15 protein-coding genes and 1 tRNA gene are annotated in these 17,054 nt (G+C 36.7%); 9 read left to right on the top strand and 7 right to left on the bottom strand.

Annotated elements, in window-relative coordinates; all coding sequences use genetic code 11:
* Positions 1–34: 34 nt before the first annotated feature.
* The 5 genes from LUA86_RS16140 to LUA86_RS16120 all read left to right on the top strand — a co-directional run bounded on the left by LUA86_RS16140 (position 35) and on the right by LUA86_RS16120 (position 7,359).
* Positions 35–5,383, top strand: a complete 5,349-nt coding sequence (locus LUA86_RS16140) for a hypothetical protein (protein ID WP_231464653.1) — start codon at positions 35–37, stop codon at positions 5,381–5,383.
* A 20-nt stretch (positions 5,384–5,403) separates the two neighbouring features.
* Positions 5,404–5,685, top strand: a complete 282-nt coding sequence (locus tag LUA86_RS16135; protein ID WP_231464650.1) for a hypothetical protein — start codon at positions 5,404–5,406, stop codon at positions 5,683–5,685.
* 75 nt (positions 5,686–5,760) lie between these two features.
* Positions 5,761–6,339 carry a glycoside hydrolase family 108 protein gene (locus LUA86_RS16130; RefSeq protein WP_231464648.1) on the top strand — a complete coding sequence of 193 codons (579 nt, stop codon included), beginning with the start codon at positions 5,761–5,763 and terminating at the stop codon, positions 6,337–6,339.
* Positions 6,340–6,349: 10 nt separating this feature from the next.
* Complete coding sequence (locus LUA86_RS16125; RefSeq protein ID WP_231464645.1) at positions 6,350–6,727, top strand: hypothetical protein; 378 nt, start codon at positions 6,350–6,352, stop codon at positions 6,725–6,727.
* Positions 6,724–7,359, top strand: coding sequence for a hypothetical protein (locus tag LUA86_RS16120; protein WP_231464642.1), 636 nt, complete (start codon positions 6,724–6,726; stop codon positions 7,357–7,359). Before LUA86_RS16125 ends, LUA86_RS16120 begins: the two co-directional genes overlap by 4 nt.
* A gap of 148 nt (positions 7,360–7,507) precedes the next feature.
* Here LUA86_RS16120 and LUA86_RS16115 read toward each other — a convergent pair whose 3' ends face one another.
* The 4 genes from LUA86_RS16115 to LUA86_RS16100 form a co-directional block, all read right to left on the bottom strand.
* On the bottom strand, positions 7,508–8,803 hold the full coding sequence (locus tag LUA86_RS16115; protein ID WP_231464639.1) for a phage integrase SAM-like domain-containing protein: 1,296 nt from the start codon (positions 8,801–8,803) through the stop codon (positions 7,508–7,510).
* A 104-nt stretch (positions 8,804–8,907) separates the two neighbouring features.
* Positions 8,908–8,981 (bottom strand) — tRNA-Ala (locus LUA86_RS16110).
* Between the two features lie 297 nt (positions 8,982–9,278).
* A complete protein-coding gene (locus LUA86_RS16105) occupies positions 9,279–9,920 on the bottom strand; it encodes a chloramphenicol acetyltransferase (RefSeq protein WP_231464637.1) in 642 nt (213 codons plus the stop codon).
* Positions 9,904–10,611, bottom strand: a complete 708-nt coding sequence (locus LUA86_RS16100) for an HAD family hydrolase (protein WP_231464634.1) — start codon at positions 10,609–10,611, stop codon at positions 9,904–9,906. Before LUA86_RS16100 ends, LUA86_RS16105 begins: the two co-directional genes overlap by 17 nt.
* Positions 10,612–10,686: 75 nt before the next feature.
* Between LUA86_RS16100 and LUA86_RS16095 the strand changes: the two genes are divergently transcribed.
* Positions 10,687–11,304, top strand: a complete 618-nt coding sequence (locus LUA86_RS16095; protein ID WP_231464632.1) for a Crp/Fnr family transcriptional regulator — start codon at positions 10,687–10,689, stop codon at positions 11,302–11,304.
* 154 nt (positions 11,305–11,458) lie between these two features.
* Positions 11,459–12,088: a carbonic anhydrase gene (locus tag LUA86_RS16090; protein ID WP_231464629.1), complete on the top strand. Its 630-nt coding sequence runs from the start codon at positions 11,459–11,461 to the stop codon at positions 12,086–12,088.
* Positions 12,089–12,374: 286 nt separating this feature from the next.
* Here the strand turns inward: LUA86_RS16090 and LUA86_RS16085 are convergent, their stop codons facing one another.
* The gene (locus LUA86_RS16085; RefSeq protein ID WP_231464627.1) at positions 12,375–13,142 is read right to left on the bottom strand and encodes an SDR family NAD(P)-dependent oxidoreductase; all 768 of its coding nucleotides are present in this window, start codon (positions 13,140–13,142) and stop codon (positions 12,375–12,377) included.
* A 26-nt stretch (positions 13,143–13,168) separates the two neighbouring features.
* On the bottom strand, positions 13,169–14,008 hold the full coding sequence (gene kduI, locus LUA86_RS16080; protein WP_231464625.1) for a 5-dehydro-4-deoxy-D-glucuronate isomerase: 840 nt from the start codon (positions 14,006–14,008) through the stop codon (positions 13,169–13,171).
* Positions 14,009–14,223: 215 nt separating this feature from the next.
* Here kduI and LUA86_RS16075 point away from each other — a divergent pair, with 215 nt between their 5' ends.
* Both LUA86_RS16075 and LUA86_RS16070 read left to right on the top strand, forming a co-directional pair.
* The gene (locus LUA86_RS16075) at positions 14,224–15,546 is read left to right on the top strand and encodes a M23 family metallopeptidase (protein ID WP_231464622.1); all 1,323 of its coding nucleotides are present in this window, start codon (positions 14,224–14,226) and stop codon (positions 15,544–15,546) included.
* A 2-nt stretch (positions 15,547–15,548) separates the two neighbouring features.
* A complete protein-coding gene (locus LUA86_RS16070; RefSeq protein WP_231464620.1) occupies positions 15,549–15,971 on the top strand; it encodes a secondary thiamine-phosphate synthase enzyme YjbQ in 423 nt (140 codons plus the stop codon).
* Between the two features lie 4 nt (positions 15,972–15,975).
* On the opposite strand, the gene LUA86_RS16065 is transcribed toward LUA86_RS16070, so the two are convergent.
* Complete coding sequence (locus LUA86_RS16065; RefSeq protein WP_231464617.1) at positions 15,976–17,034, bottom strand: YihY/virulence factor BrkB family protein; 1,059 nt, start codon at positions 17,032–17,034, stop codon at positions 15,976–15,978.
* Positions 17,035–17,054: the final 20 nt, after the last annotated feature.

The following is a 17,054-nucleotide window of genomic DNA, read 5'->3' as shown; positions in this document are numbered from 1 at the left end:
ATATGTTTTTCTATTTTTGTGATAGTTACTTTATATGATTAATTCACTTGATATTTACAGACAGGGTACAATTATCGCAAAAATCGATATTGATATCAACACTATCTTCAGTAGTAAACTCCCTGGAACTGAATTAATCTCCTGCCCTATTGAGACTCTTCAAGTATTAAAACTCCAGGAAGAAGATTATATCATTCATAGGGGAGCTGCATACAAAATCAGAATACTTCCTCAAATTTCAAAAGATAGCAGTAAGCGGTCAAAATCCTACAGGATTGACTTTTTAGCTAGATTTTATGACTTGCATGATACCTTTATTCAGCATGAGGGTAGCAAAGTATTCCCCTATTTTCAAGATGCTACTGGTCATTTGCAATTATTGATAAACAGTGCAAACTTAAATGATTCGGGATGGAATATAGGACAAGTTGATGCTACGGAAGAAAAGCTGATTAATTACGACTGGACGTATATCCGACCAGGACTTGACCAAATAGCGCAAGCATTTGGGCTGGAATGGAACGCTGTTGGTACAAAAATAAACTTGATTTCGACAGTCGGCAACAATACAGGCATTGTATTTGAGATGGGCAGAGGTAAGGGCCTACACGAAATTACGAGGTCATCTGATACTTCAAAAGAAAAAATAAACCGCGTTTATGGCATTGGCGGAACACGGAACATTGACAGCACATATCGAGGTGGGACGGAACCAAATTTAGTATTTGAAGAAAGATATCTAGAAACATCGGGAGTTACTAATGGCTCTGAGAGAGTAAAGGAAGGAAAGTATGAAAACCTTGATATTTATCCTAGGTATAATGGTTCAGTGGCAGAAGTCACCATTGTAAAGGAGGCATTAATCATTAAATCAGTTACCATTAAAGACAATGGGATTGATTTCGATTTAATGTCGAGTTTACAAGAAGGTGTAAAACCGAAAATCTCCTTTAGAACGGGTTCGCTTACAGGAATTGATTTTGAAATAAGCGATTTCAGTTTGGCTAATAAATCTGTAACTCTAATTCCGTTCACCGACACATCTGGATATTACTTTCCCTCCGATACAAGTAAACCAGAAGTTGGGGATAAATATACCTTCATTGATGTGAGGATGCCCGAATCTTATAAGATTGCGGCCGAGGTTGAGTTAAAGCAAGAAACCCAAAAATTTCTTAATGAAAATAAAGGAAGCAGGCAAATCTTTGCTGTCAAGCCCGATGAAAAGTTTCTACGCGACAATAATATCAAGTTAAACTGCGGTGACCGAGCTACAGCGATTGATGGCGATCTAGGTTTAGATGAAGTGTTACGCTTCATAGAAATCAGTTACCCTATAGTAAATGAGTTTGACGTTACTGGTGTCATTGGAAATGAAATCATCTTTGATACTGCGGCAAAGCAATACGCCGCTGTTTTAAACAATACAAAACAGATTGCAGAAATTACAGCCCGTGGAATCATCCAATACAAAAGAGCAGCACAAGCGCTACGCCAACTAGAATCAAGCGTTTTTGATACTGATGGTAATTTCGATATTGACAAATTTAATGTTGGTGTGCTAACAGCTGCACTTGGAATTTTTGGCGTAAAGTCTCAAAACTTCGTGCTTAGTGCCGTTCGGCTAACTGATAATGTTGGTGGTGATGCTAATGCAGTAAATATATCCGGCGGTCAGCTTATCCACTTGGAAATTTCAAATACCGGCACAAATGGTGACACCTGGACTATCACATCTTTCAGTCAGAGCGGTCTGAATCCTTCGAGCCTTTATTACATCTATGTTAAGTGTAGCAAAACTTCTCAGGTTGGTAGCTGGGTTGTTACTACCGACAAAATCAAACCTGAAGATGTTGCAGGATTTTACCACTTCCTTGCAGGCAGAATTTATCCGGTAAACAATGGCTTTAGAGATTCTGAATTTACTTACGGCATAACAGATATCACAGGTAACAGAATTAAAACCGGTACGATTGCCGGAAGAAATAATGCGCTCGAAATAAACCTCGAGACAGGAACCATTAAAGGTGATGTGACTTTTGTCGGCAACTCATTATCGGCAATAAACAACATTTCAAACAACGCCAGTTCTGCATTAAGCAATGCCGCAACAGCTCAAGGTGTTGCCAATACTGCTATAACTAACGCATCGGGTGCTTTGACTGCTGCCAATAACGCACAGAATTCTGCAAATCTTGCCAATCAGGTAATTGCCAATATTGCTAACGATAATATTCTTGCTGCTTCTGAAAAATCAGATGTATTAAAAGAATATAATATCATCGTTGGAGAGCGGCCAATTATTATTGCTCAAGCTGGTCAATACTCTGTTAATGCCACAAACTACGACAATAATTATGCAGCGCTGATTAACTATCTAAACCCCCTGCTTTCTGCAATGGGTTCGGATGACGTTATCAATGGAGTTACTTTCAGACAATACTTCACTAACTACTACAATGAGAAAGTTAGTTTATTAAGTGCTATTGCCATCAAAGCAAAACAACTTGCTGATGCTGCGCAATCTGCCGCAAACACAGCGATTAACAATGCTGCAATAGTTCAAAATAACTTAACAAACATCCAGAATGCATTAGGTGGCTTGGCTTATCAATCGGCAGTTGAGTTGGCTCAATTAGGTAGTACCATAATTCAAGGTGGATATATTAAAACCTCATTAATTGAAACCAATGCTTTAATCATTTCGGGTGGATTGGCAACGCAAAGCTACGCAGTAAATCAGGCTTCAAGTTATTCAAGTACAGCACAATCAAATGCTCAAAATTTTGCCTCAAATGCAATTAACGGTATTAAAATAGGCGGTGCAAACTTATTAGCTAATTCAGATAAAATTTACACAAATCCGAATGCAGTTGGTTTAGGCGCTGTTACTTATCAACCTGCAGGAATTCCACGCCCTTATTTTTCAGTTGTTTCTGATAGTGATAAACAAGTTTCTCAATATGCAGGAATTGGTAGTATAAATTTTGATTTAAATACTGATTATACTATTTCTGTTTGGGTTAATTCGCCACAAGCCGCAAATATACAGCTGTATGTTTCAGGGCCAAATATGAATTTTGTTGAAACAGGTAATTTGAGCCTTGAAGCTTTTCAATGGAGGCAAATAAGCTGTAAATTCAGCACATCATCAAATAACGTCAGTTACTTAATTCTTGTTTCAGATAAAACGACTTTAAATTATCGTGATTTTAAAATTGAGAAAGGCAACAATGCTACGGATTGGACCCCATCAAATTTAGATGTTGATTTAAATGCGCAAATAAAAGCAGATTTAGCAAAAGATGCAGCGGCAATTGATGCCACTACCAAAGCGTTGGCCGCTCAAAATACAGCCATAAATCAGGCCTTAACCTATGCCAATAACGCACAAACAACAGCAAGCTTAAATGGCCAGAACTATGCAAACGCCGCTCTTTCAGCCGCTCAAATTTATGCGCAAAACCAGGCAACACAAGCCAAAGCCGACGCAATAAGTAACGCAGCTTCAGATGCTTTTGCTCGTAGTTACGCCGCGGGTAAAATGCTAAATCGTGATCCGGAATTTGCAAACGGATTTAATGGTTTGACTGTTTATAATAATTTAGAGAACGGTAAAGTAAGTTTTGGAGCAGGCGAAAATGGGGCGGCTGATTTTGGTGCCGCTATTCCCAACGGTTCAAACAAATATATGGCGGTAAGTTATGCGGGCGGCGGTGCTTCACCGGGTTTGGGCGGCTTTACTTTTTCTACAGCTGCAAGAGCAAATGCTATTTTTATTATTAGGTTAATGGCTTACATCCCCGTTGGATTTAACATTAACTGGACCACTAATCCGGGAACATCAATAATATATCAAACAGATAATACCGGAATAGGCGCATGGAAAGAATATTTATTTACCGTCAAATGTAATACAAGCGGATCTTTTGGTGCTACTAATTATTTTTTTATAACGGGGCCAGATGTTAGCATGGCATTTTGGTTGGCGAGCGCTACGGTTTACGACATGACTGCAAAGGAAATAGATGCAATTGCTTATGCCGATACAAAAGCAACCGCAACTATTAACGCCGCTCAAAGTTATGCAGATAGCATTGCAACATCTAAAGCAAACGTTGCTCAGTTAAGTGCAATTTCGGCCGCTTCAAGTGATGCAACTGCAAAAGCTAATTCCGCTCGATCTGATGCAGTCGGTTATTCCCAATCTTTAGTAAACAGCATTCAATTAGGGGGTGTTAATTTAATTTTAAACAGTAAAAACGCTTATCCTACAGGTGGTTATTTGTTTTTTCAATCAACTTTAACAGAGCCATTTATTACAGGTCAACAATATACTATTTCGGGGCGTTATGATAGTTTTTACGGTAGTTTCGGGGCGTGGATTTCTTCAGGATCTATACATTTAGGGTTTTTTACGTATTTAGGTAATGGCTATTATTCTTTAACGTTTACGGCACCTGAAACAAATGGAAACCTTGTTATTTCTGTTTATAATATTGCAAATCAATCTGGCTCAATCGAAACCGCTTCGCATTACTGGACTAAATTAGAACGTGGATCAAAGCGCACAGATTGGAGCCCTGCAATTCAAGATGTTGATGCGGTTATCGCAAACGCCCAAACAGCTGCGAATAACGCAATCAATGCATACAACAATTTAACAACATCTTTGAAAGGAATGGCTTATCAGGACGTTGTGGAATATTCAAAATTAGGTTCAACAATTATTCAAGGTGGCTACATACGTTCCAACCTAATTGATGCTGATTATATAAAGGCAAATGTCATTAATGCTGGCTACATCCAAGGTTTGGATATCGTTGGTAAAAGCATTCGTACACCGGGCACAGATAAGTTTTTCGAAGTAAGTGCAGCACTTAACAATTTTAGACTTTACTCAGGTGGAAATGTCTTACTTGAAGGTGATGACGACTCTGCAGTTGAAAGCATCACAATACAAGCCAATGATTTTCCTTTACCTCCAACAATTATCATCACTTATGGCCCTGGCTTTAGAGTTGGTGACTTTTCGACTTCGGATGGAGCATCCAGTATTGGTAGAAAAGGTTTCATAACCAACGGTTTCTATAAAAAAATAAATCAGGTTTCGGGAGCTACAGAATTCGAGGTGACGCCAGACGGTGTTGTGAAAGCGAATACTGGATTAAGCGTAACAGGAAATACAGTTCTTGATACCATAAAGGTGAAAGATGGAAACACCGAATTAACCGGATGGACTGGCTACGTCTTTCAGGTTGCCGGTGGTAGCTCAAATCAAGTTCGTATAAATCAAACGCCATCTATTCCACCTGGCGCTACATGGGCAAAAACAACTTACAAAAACGGAATCGTCGTCAATGTTGATGGCGGTCAAAATTAAATAACGTAAACTATATCAAAATGGAAATTACAGCAACAACAACAAAATCGTACGGCTCAGCCAAAGTTGGCAAATGGGATTTAAAGTACGAGTGGGAATCTCAGAATGGGGCTAAACCTACAGGCGTGAAGATTACCGGCAATGACGGTAAGAGTGGATTTATCAATTGTGATTTCTCCGAAAATAACAAGAACATTAGTTTCGGTGGTGCAGCTGACTTTGATTTAGAAGTTGCGGCCAGCATCGTAGAAAGTGTAACAACAATTAATAGTTCTTTCGACCAACAAGTTGAAAAAAAATAATTGTTAATCTTTTTGTATTCAAAAACATAACCTTTGGATATGTTTTTGAATACCTTTGGCTGAGAACAATTTATCATGGCAAAATTTGAAATAGCAGAAAAAATTACAGGAATCAATGAAGGGGGTTATGCCGACAATTTAGCTGATAGAGGTGGCGAAACCTATGCTGGTATTGCTAGAAACTTTTGGAAAGAGTGGCCAGGATGGAAATACATCGATAAATATAAATCAGATTATTACAAAGCCAAAGAACAAAATAGAACTAAGCTTTCCCTAGCAGCCTGGATAAATGCATCTGCAAAAGTAAAGGATGAACCAGTTAGAGAGTTAGTAGTCAAATTCTATAAAGACAATTTTTGGACTATAAATAGATTAGACCAGATTAATGACCAGCAATTGGCAAATTCAATTTATGATTTTGGAGTAAATTCTGGTAAAGGAAGAGCTATCAAATTTCTTGAAGAAATATTTGGATTGAAAAAAGACGGTCTTATGGATACTGCAGTAATTGCTGCCGTTAACAAATCAAATCCTAAACAACTGTTGCAAGCATATAATGCCAAACGAGAATCAGCTTACAGGTCTTGGGCTGTTGGAAACCAGGCCCAGTTTCTAAAGAGCTGGTTGAACAGATTGAAACCATATAAAGATTAATATTAAAGCAATGGGGTTAGCGCCAAAAGTGGGAATTAAGGATATTCATAAGATGCCATTGGCTTATGCGCTCCTAACGTTTGGTTTGTTCTTAGGCTGGTTGCTTCCAAAGGCTTTCAGCAGCAAGGACGAAACTATAGCAACTCAAGACAAACGAATTGACAAGCTTAATAAAACAATTGAATTCTATAGAACTAAAGATGCATTGAAAGATAGTCTTTTAAGGATAGAGCGCGACAATGATGGTGCAGAAAACACCAAGTTGAAGCGTAGTAATGACAGTTTACAAAAGCTATTATTTGATACCAAAACTGAAGGACTTGAGCGAGTAATAAAAATCATCGAGAACGGGAAGACTTCCGTTGTCATAAAACCTGGAAAAAAATGAAAAAGATAGCCATCGCCTTTTTGGCCGTGATTATGTTTCCTTACGGCTGTAAGGTACTTAAAACTAAGACAATTGATAAATCCTTTGAGCAGAGTAGAATAATAAATGAGGTTTATGCTTCGACTTTGAAGATTGACAGTCTAAAATCTGAACAGTCTACATCAAAGATTAAGTCGAATGAGTTTATGGATGAAGAAATCAGCCTTAAAAATAACAGTCCGTTAGAGAACATTACAATCTCTGCAAATTTTAAACTGGATAGTGGTGCGCTATTGAAAGACACTATAAAATTGGTTGATATCAAAAATAATGGAATAACGCTCTCTATTTTCCAAAAGGGAAAAGAAGTAATGGCAACAGTTACGACGCCAACATCTACACATACAACACCATTTAGTGAAATTAATATTAAACGAAAATCCGGAAAATCTAATGTGCAGATTGATAGCTTGGCAACATTCGAAAATCATTCAGAATTAACGGTGGATACCGCAAATGTCACCTTGACCGATAAAAAATCAAAGTATACAACCATTGAAAAAATAAAGGAAAGTAAACCAAATGTGTGGATCTGGCTTTTTGGCCTAATCTTGCTATCAGCATTAATATATGCTGTGATTCGGAAGAGATAAAAAATTGTTTGTTGTTATGGGAACCAGCTGTCGCGAGATATCTGGTTTTTTTTGTGCTCAATAAATACTATTTTTACAGAGTTGTTGTGATTTTTCAGTTTGCTGACTGAAAGTTAATCAATACGAAGCCCGGTTTGCTGACCGGGCTTTATTCATCCTTCAAATAATTTAAGACCTTTCTATTTGCATCATCAATAATCGACCAGTCTGTTTCGATATATACGTCTGTAATTGTTCCAATTGCATCTACATGGTTGAGCGCCTTACCGATAATATCTTTATCAATATCACACTTGTTTCTTGCGATTGTAGCCCATGAATGCCTTAAAAATACTGACGTCAAATCTTTATCAATATTTGCTTTGTTAGCAACCTGTTTGAGACCTTCATTGACAGCCTTATTAAAACTTCGTTCATCGACATATCTTCTGTGAAATGAAAACACTCGTTCACCGTTTTCATCCATATATTTTTTTATCAACTCTTCCGCCTCTGGCTCAACTTTAATTGATATGTACGCATCATCTGCTCTTTCACCTCTTGTTTTGCGCCTGTTGTAGGAAATACGACCATCCTGTATTTTATTTATGTGAAAGATGTCTGTAGTATTCATCCCGATAAGATAAAAACACAGAAGTCCAACATCTCTTCCCATCTCTAATAAACTTCCTTTTTTCAATCCCTCCAAATCAAGATTAATGATTGAATTGATCTCGTCCTTGGTCAGATTCCTCTTCTTTGTTTTTGGAGCGTTCCCTATTTTATATTTCCTGAACGGATAATGTTTAATTTGAATTTCACCAGTATCCTCATCATTATACATTCGAATAGCTTCATTAAATAAGGTCCTCAAATCTTTCATGTAGTGATAGACACCAGAATCAGTAGCAGCACGTTTTGTGATTTCCTTCATTACACCATGTTGATTCTTGCGCTCCATTGTACGTTCTGATTTTAAAAAGGATTCCCAACCGATTAGAAACTTATAATTGATTTCTGATATATCTACGCTCGACTTCTTGAAATAATCTTCAATGGAGTTTACGATTGCATTATATGTCATTGCCTTACTATCTCTTCCAGCTTTTTTTATCTTGGCAATGTGGGTTCTGGCGAACTGAATGAAATCAACCTTTGAATCATTTTCAGATTGCTTAGTTTCAAATTTCTTTTCTAAGAAGGATTTCACCTCATCCGCAGTCATAGAAAAAATTTCCATCTTTAATGAGGCAACAGCTTCACGATAGTTTTTTACAATCTCATTAGTCAACTCTAAAACATAGTCGTCTTTAATTTCAAACTTCCTGTTCATTTGGCTTTTGACAATAAATATTGGAGTATCAAGATACCTTATAACCCTTTTATGCGTCAATCTAATTTTTACGTTCCAGGTATTATCCTGCTTTTTGTGATGTTCGAAGACTAAAGCTTTAAAGGTTGACATTTTAGAAAAAACTTTTGTAAAACATTTACGTTGAATTATACAAAAATGGTTGTTTTATTGGAAATAAAAAAGCCGCTTCATGTAAATGAAACGGCTTTTATTTGTGGAGAATGCCGGATTCGAACCGGCCGCCTCTTCACTGCCAGCGAAGCGCTCTAGCCAAATGAGCTAATCCCCCGTTGTATAAATCAGGTGAGCAAAAATAACAATTAGTTTCTCTAAAGCAAACGAAATTTAATCTTTAAACCGGAAAGCGAACAATGCAATAATGCAACATACAAAAAGCGCCGAAGGTAGTGGGTGATTAATGAATAAAAACATTAAAAAAGTAAGTATTAAAAGCATGACTAAAAACATCAAAGCTTTAAATACAGAATCCATAAAACACATTGCAATAATGGCGAGGATATAAATTGGAACAATAACAACAAACGAGAACATGCAACTAAATTAGTTGCTACATATTAAATAAAAATTAATCTGGCGTTAACTCAACTGTATTTAACAGGCTTTGGTAAATATCAACAAACTGAGATACGTGGAAACCATCTACCAAAGCATGGTGAACATGGATAGAAACTGGCATTATTTTCCTTCCGCTTTCATCCCTCACCTTTCCAAAAGAAATTTTCGGACAGCTATCCTGATGAGAAAAACTACGGGCATGAGATAGTGATTTAAAATTTAACCAGGGTAATGCAGAAAAGTGAATTACATTATCTCCAGCTGATGAAGGAATGAGTCCTGTTGTATTTTCAACTTTTTCAATTTCTTTAATAGCGCCGTCATGGAATTTGTAAAAATCTGCATGGAAATTTATATACCCAAAGCCAAAAGTCCCATTTGGGCGGTTTATGGTGGCGGATGCAAAGATTTCATCATACTTCCAAACCTCATCTCCGTTAATTCTGTATCTAAAATTTTCTACGCGGTTTGCTGCAACTAAAGATTTGTGCAAGTATAACAGAAAGAAAGATACCTCCATATTTTTTGCTTCATGGTAGGTTTCCGTACAATCTACATCTACGGTTACTCCAAAAAATGGTTCTTCAAAACGGTTAAAAAAACTGAAATGATCTTTTCTAATCCAGCTTCTTATGTCAATTTTCTCTTTCATACATTAATTTCTTTAAAACATCAGATAGGCTTTCCATCTCGTAAAAATTATCATGTTCTATTGTGTGTTCTATATGCTCGTGTACCCAGGTGGTGTGATAAGGAATGTGAACGGCGCTTCCTCCAATTTCTAAAACAGGCAATACATCCGATTTTAAAGAGTTTCCGAGCATTAAAAATTCTTCGGGTTTGCAATCTAAATGCTTCAAAAGCTTTTGATAATCCTTTGACTGCTTATCGCTCATAATCTCGATATGATGAAAGTAGTGATCGAGGCCTGATTTGGTGAGTTTTCTCTGCTGATCCAGCAAATCGCCTTTTGTGGCTACTACCAATTTATATTTACCATGCAAAGCCTTTAAAACTTCCTCAACACCATCTAATAATTCTACAGGTTTATTCAGCATCTGCTGCCCTAGTTGTATCGCTCTGCGAATAACTTCAGGGTTAACATTACCTTCTGTAATCCGCAATATGGTTTCAATCATACTCAGCATAAAGCCTTTAATACCATATCCATAAAGGGGTAAATTTGCTATTTCGGTTTTATATAATTCTGCAACTATGCTATGGTGAGGTAAAAAATCTTCGAGCAAACTGGCAAATTGTGATTCCGCTTCACGGAAATAGGGCTCATTTACCCAAAGCGTATCATCCGCGTCAAAAGCAATTACAGTAATATTATTATTCATGGTTATGCTTAAATTAGTTGCTCAAATTTAAACCAACGCACCAATAAAATAAAGGACATTTGTCCTGATGGAAATATGCTACGAACCAATCCTACATTTTTATCATTTGCCGAATCGCTATTAAATACAGCAGAAACACAAAAAAACATCATGTTAAAAGATTTTCCTGCCGGATATAAATTAATTGTGCAAGGCGATAAAATCAATAATATTTACATTATTAAAGATGGCATTACCAAATGTTTTATTACCGAAGAAAACGGCAAGGATTTCATTATTGAGTTTTTAGGAAAAGGTGAAGTTGTTGGCGAACTTGAAGCTTTAAAAAAAATAGATTGCCTGTGTAATGTAGAAACCATTAGCAAAATATCCGCATTTGTTATTCCTCATCATTATTTTTTATCGTTAATAGATACCAATGTTAACTTTACGAAAATACTGTTACAAGCGCTTTCAACCCGCATTATGCAAACAAGTAGCCGGGCATCTTTTCAGCAATTATATACTTTAGAATATGGATTAGCTAAGCTTTTAAAACTACAAACGGAGGCCGATTTAGAAATTTCTAAGGAAGATATGGCAGCTTATCTGGGTATTTCGGTGAGGAGCCTAAACCGAACATTAAAGCAAATTAAGATTAATGCTACTTTAAACACAACTGAGATTAAAACACTATTAGAGAAATTAATTTAAATAAAATTATCTCAACATTTAAGCATCAGCCTTGTTTAAAAAAATAGAATGAAAATATAGTGGGGAGAGTTAACCGAAAAGAAAAAATCTTTTTATAGTTTTATAAAAAATAACATCCTTACTAACATATTGTATCATAAAAAATATTAGAAGAATGAAAGTAGAAGAAGTTTTTAAAAATAACGAAGAGTGGATTGGCCGTAAATTAGCAAATAACCCTGATTATTTTACTGAATTAGCCAAAGGACAGACGCCTGAGTTTTTATATATCGGCTGCTCTGATAGTAGAGTTACCGCAGAAGATTTGATGGGCATACAGCCTGGTCAAGCCTTCATCCATAGAAATATTGCCAACTTGGTTAATAATGTGGATTTGAGCGTGATGACAGTATTAAATTATGCTGTTCGCCATTTAAAAGTGAAACACATTGTTGTTTGTGGGCACTACAATTGTGGTGGTGTAAAAGCGGCAATGCAGCCAGCAGACATGGGTATTTTGAACCCTTGGTTACGTAATATCCGCGATGTATACCGTACCCACAGGGATGAGTTAAATAAAATTGAAGACGAAGGCGTTAGATACAACAGATTAGTTGAGCTTAATGTACAAGAACAATGCGTTAATTTGCTAAAAACGGCTGCTGTACAAGAAGCAATAACGTTAAGAGGATTAACCGTACAAGGTTGGGTTTTCGATATCCACACAGGTCGATTAATTGATTTAAAAATTGATTTTGATGCGATTTTGAAGGATATTAAAGAGATTTACAATTTGTATTCATAGGTTTTTATAAGTCTATAGACCAAAGTCAGAAGATTTAGCATACAAAAAAGTCCGAAGTGTAAAAAACTTCGGACTTTTTTATGCTCAATAAGCAAATCGCAATATTAAAATCTCAATACTCAATTCTCAAATCGCAATACTCAATACTCAATACCCAAATCGCAATACCCAAATCGCAATGCTCAGTACGCAAATCGCAATACTCAATACTCAATACTCAATACCCAAATCGCAATACTCAATACTCAATACCCAAATCGCAGTACCCAATACCCAAATCTCAATACTATCTACCCATCCAGCCGCCATCAACCGTCAAGATAGTCCCATGAACATAATCACTTGCATTTGATGCAAGGAACAAGGTTGGGCCTTTAAAATCGTCTGGTGTTCCCCATCTTGCAGCTGGGATTCGGGATAGAATAGACGTGCTTCTATCTTCATCTTCTCTTAAAGCTGATGTATTATCTGTTGCTATATAACCTGGTGCAATAGCATTTACATTTACCCCTTTATTTGCCCATTCATTAGAAAATGCTTTGGTTAAAGATGCGATTGCGCCTTTACTTGCTGCATAGCCCGGAACGGTAATGCCACCTTGAAAAGATAATAATGATGCAGTAAAAATTACTTTACCGCTACCACGTGCAACCATATCCCGACCAATTTCTCTTGTTAAAATAAATGGTGCAGTTTGGTTTACAGCAATTACTTCATCCCAATATTCATCCGGATGTTCGGCAATTGGTTTACGTAATATTGTACCCGCATTATTGACTAAAATATCGATAACTGGATGTTCTGACTTAACTTTTGCAGCAAAACTTAAAGTAGCTTCTCTTTTACTGAAATCACATTGGTAAGCAAAAAATTTTCTGCCTAAGGCCGTAACTTCTCGTTCAATAGCGCTTCCAGAATTTTCAAGATTAGCAGAAACGCCAATAATATCTGCTCCAGCTTCGGCCAAGGCCAGCGCCATGGCTTTTCCAATACCGCGTTTGCAGCCTGTTACCAGTGCAGTTTTACCTGTTAAATTAAATAGGTTTGATACCATTTTTATTTATTTTTTAGCGTTTCGAATTATTTTAAATCGTTTATTGCACAATGGTCCATATCGCCGTAATCTAAATTTTCGCCAGCCATGCCCCAAATAAAAGTATAGTTGCTGGTTCCTGCACCAGAGTGAATAGACCAATTTGGAGAAATTACAGCCTGGTCGTTTTGCATCCAGATATGACGTGTTTCTTGTGGCTGCCCCATAAAATGACAAACACTTTGCCCTTGTGGTACTTCAAAATAGAAATAAGCTTCCATCCTTCTATCGTGTGTATGTGCAGGCATTGTGTTCCATACACTGCCCGATTTCAGCTCGGTCATACCCATTTGCAATTGGCAAGTTTGCAATACACTATTTACCAAAAGTTTATTTATAATTCTGTGATTTGCAGTTTCAGGCGTACCTAATTCTACAATTTCAGCATCAGCTTTGCTTATTTTTTTTGTTGGATAAGCATGATGTGCCGGTGCAGAATTGATGTATAATTTGGCTGGCTCTGCAGCATTTGCTGATGCAAAACTAACTTCTTTTGTGCCTTTACTAATGTATAGTGCTTCCTTGTATGCTAATTCAAACTGTACACCATCGGCTGTTACGATAGCCTTTCCACCAACGTTTATCATACCAATTTCTCTACGTTCTAAAAAATAATTCGCTTTTAAATCGTCTGGATTTGGTAAATCTATTGTTTTATCAACAGGCATTGCGCCACCAACAATATATCGGTCGAAATGAGATAAAGTAAGATTTACCTGGTTTGGCTCAAAAACATTTTCAATTAAAAAATTTTCCCGCAAAGCGATAGTATCCATTTGTTTAACTTCATTTGGACTCTGAGCGTAACGGCTTTCGAATTTATTCATTTTATCGATTTTATAATTTGATTAGCTAATAGGCTTATTGCCCTACCTCCACAAATATATTTAACCCAAAGGGATTAATGGAATTAATCGTAAAATTATTGGAAAAAAATTACTGTCGCCATAACGATTATCTTTTTCGTAGCACAATTTTCATTATAATATGGTGTAAAGCAAACCCTACCTGCTTAGCGTTGTTATCTTTTTAAACACCCAACATGAATCATCCTTTACGTTTAACCATACTTATTTGCAGCTTTTGTTTAGCGAGCTTTTTAAACGCATGTAAATCTGGCTCCGTTAGCATTTTCAAACCTGCCTCACCACACGAGCAATACCAGCGAAAATTAATTTCTGCAGGCTTAGATAAGACTGCCATGGGTGCTTTGTGGCTTACCTCCGCAACTTTAAGTTTAGATAAAGCATTAAACATTACCATCCCTTTTAAAGAGGCAGGATATTTTTCTGCAGAAAAGGCAAATGCCGCAGCCTATAAATTTAAAGCCCTTAAAGGACAGAAATTAACCATATCAATTATTAAAAAACCCGCTACAGGCGCATCAATTTATTTAGATGTATGGCAGATGAATACAGAAAATATGAAGTTGGTGGCTTCTGCAGATACGCTAAATAGCAATATTTTGTTTGATGTTGAAGATGAAGGAACTTTCTTAATCCGATTACAGCCAGAGCTGCTGCAAAGTGTAGAATACCGTTTGGAGATAACTTCCGGACCATCGCAAGGTTTCCCAACGCATAGCGGATTAAATAGTGTAAAAAGTTTTTTTGGCGATGGTAGAGATGCAAATACCAGAAAACATGAAGGTGTAGATATTTTCGGGAAGTTTAGAAGCCCGGTTATTGCTACTAATGATGGAACGGTTGAACGTGTAAATGAAAATAATTTAGGTGGCAGGGTGGTTTGGTTCAGGCCCGCAAATAAAGATTACACTTTATATTACGCCCATCTTGATGAGCAACTCGTAAATGCAGGACAACAAGTAAAAAAGGGCGATACTTTAGGGTTAATGGGCAATACCGGAAATGCAAAAACTACAGCGCCTCACCTGCATTTTGGGTTGTACACACGCGGTGGCGCGATAAATCCTTTACCATTTATTAACCCGTATATTCAGCAACCTGATAATATTGCCAGCCCGCTCGTAAATCTCAATAAAACCTTTAGAACAGCCCAAAATGTATTCTTGCATCATTCAACAGAAAAAAAAGACGAAAGCTACGCAAAACTGCAAAGTGGTACAATTTTAACAGTTAGTGCGGCAAACGCTAAATGGGTAAAAGCAGAACTGGCAGATGGCGGTACGGGATTTATTGAGTATAATGCTATTGCTAAAGTTGAAAAGCCTTTACTGAAAATAAAATTAAAAGCTTTTCAAACTACAGTTTACGATAAGCCAGATAGCTCGGCACTTGTAAAATTAATTTTAAAAGAATCTACGCTTGTTAATGTATTAGGTAACTTTGAAAACTATCATTTAATAAGCCATGATGATGAACAAATTGGTTGGATAAAAAAATAAAGATGAAAATTTTTCAGGAGGCATTAACATTAAGAGAAAGGAGACGTGGTTTTCACATCATAACCGAAGAAGTGGTTGCGGCCTTAGCTCAAATCAATCAAATCAATATAGGAATCTGTCAGGTTTTTATCCAACATACCTCTGCATCGTTAACGATAAATGAAAATGCAGATCCAACTGTTAGAGTAGATTTTGAGATGTTCTTTAATAAAACTGCTCCAGAAAACGATCCAAACTACAAGCATGATTACGAAGGTTCTGACGATATGCCTGCACACTTAAAAGCGGCTATGCTGGGCACATCAGTAACCATTCCAATTAGAAACGGAAGGCTTGCCCTTGGTACATGGCAAGGGATATATCTTGGTGAACACAGAAATTATGGTGGTGCCAGAAAATTGATAATTACTGCCTGGGGCGAATAAATCCTTATTCTTCTGTAATCTGTTTTTTCAATTCCGGATGATTATCCTGAATTGAATTACCTTCGGTTTCTACCTCAATTTCTTTAGTAGTTACTGCATAATGCGATGGATGAATTTCTGAACCATAAGCAATAGCATAGGCTTTGGTAAACTCAGCACCAAAGTATAAAATGATGGACGAATAGTATGTCCATAACAGGAGAATAACTAATGAGCCTGCAGCACCGTAAGTACTGCCAACATTACTTTTACCTATATAAACTGAAATGGCAAATTTACCTATCATAAACAGTATTGCAGTAACAATAGACCCTAAAATAACATCACGCCATTTAATTACAGCATCAGGAAGCACTTTAAAAATTACTCCAAAGATTAATGAAATAACGGAAAGTGTAATTATCTGATTAAGAATGTAAAATACAACAACAGAAATATCTTCAAAACGAGCTTGTAAACGACTACTAAAAGCATCTAATACAGATGTTACCGCTAAAGATACCAACAAAACAAAGCCCAGACTTATAATTACAGAAAAAGATAAAAATCTATTTTGCAATAATTTCAACCAGCCTCTTTTAGGTTTTGGCTTTAAACCCCAGATGGTATTGATAGAATCCTGTATATCGCCAAAAACCGTTGTTGCACCAACTAATAAAGTGGCTAAACCAACAGTAAATGCAATGGTGCTTTTTCCATTTAAGTAGGCTGTTTTAACAATTTGCTGCAATTGATAGGCGGTATCTTTTCCTAAAAAATCATCCAATTGGCGATAAATTTGTCCTTCTGCAGCCTCTCTGCCTAAAAAAATACCACAAAGTGAAATGATAACCACCAAAAGCGGTGCCATAGAAAACACAGTATAGTAGGCAAGTGAACCGCTTAACTTTGTAACCTTATGATCTCCAAACCCGGTGAATGATGCTTTAAGTACGCCCCAAATACCTTTTAATGTTATCTTCTTTTTTTCCATGTATCGGCTAAATATATCTTTATTAACAACCCGAAAAATTAAGATATTGTTTTCTGCAATTGATAAGATGGCATTTGCAATTACGCTCAAAAATAATTGCTAAAAAAAAA

It is taken from the genome of Pedobacter sp. Leaf132 (genome assembly GCF_920984695.1).
Taxonomy (GTDB): Bacteria; Bacteroidota; Bacteroidia; order Sphingobacteriales; family Sphingobacteriaceae; genus Pedobacter.
Note: the sequence above shows the minus strand (reverse complement) of the source record. Positions and strands in the feature narration are given on the sequence as shown.

Excerpts from the sequence above, each read along its gene's own strand:
- LUA86_RS16140 (WP_231464653.1), top strand. The coding sequence starts at position 35 with ATGATTAATTCACTTGATATTTACAGACAGGGTACAATTATCGCAAAA.
- LUA86_RS16135 (WP_231464650.1), top strand. The coding sequence starts at position 5,404 with ATGGAAATTACAGCAACAACAACAAAATCGTACGGCTCAGCCAAAGTT.
- LUA86_RS16130 (WP_231464648.1), top strand. The coding sequence starts at position 5,761 with ATGGCAAAATTTGAAATAGCAGAAAAAATTACAGGAATCAATGAAGGG.
- LUA86_RS16125 (WP_231464645.1), top strand. The coding sequence starts at position 6,350 with ATGGGGTTAGCGCCAAAAGTGGGAATTAAGGATATTCATAAGATGCCA.
- LUA86_RS16120 (WP_231464642.1), top strand. The coding sequence starts at position 6,724 with ATGAAAAAGATAGCCATCGCCTTTTTGGCCGTGATTATGTTTCCTTAC.
- LUA86_RS16115 (WP_231464639.1), bottom strand. The coding sequence starts at position 8,803 with ATGTCAACCTTTAAAGCTTTAGTCTTCGAACATCACAAAAAGCAGGAT.
- LUA86_RS16105 (WP_231464637.1), bottom strand. The coding sequence starts at position 9,920 with ATGAAAGAGAAAATTGACATAAGAAGCTGGATTAGAAAAGATCATTTC.
- LUA86_RS16100 (WP_231464634.1), bottom strand. The coding sequence starts at position 10,611 with ATGAATAATAATATTACTGTAATTGCTTTTGACGCGGATGATACGCTT.
- LUA86_RS16095 (WP_231464632.1), top strand. The coding sequence starts at position 10,687 with ATGCTACGAACCAATCCTACATTTTTATCATTTGCCGAATCGCTATTA.
- LUA86_RS16090 (WP_231464629.1), top strand. The coding sequence starts at position 11,459 with ATGAAAGTAGAAGAAGTTTTTAAAAATAACGAAGAGTGGATTGGCCGT.
- LUA86_RS16085 (WP_231464627.1), bottom strand. The coding sequence starts at position 13,142 with ATGGTATCAAACCTATTTAATTTAACAGGTAAAACTGCACTGGTAACA.
- kduI (WP_231464625.1), bottom strand. The coding sequence starts at position 14,008 with ATGAATAAATTCGAAAGCCGTTACGCTCAGAGTCCAAATGAAGTTAAA.
- LUA86_RS16075 (WP_231464622.1), top strand. The coding sequence starts at position 14,224 with ATGAATCATCCTTTACGTTTAACCATACTTATTTGCAGCTTTTGTTTA.
- LUA86_RS16070 (WP_231464620.1), top strand. The coding sequence starts at position 15,549 with ATGAAAATTTTTCAGGAGGCATTAACATTAAGAGAAAGGAGACGTGGT.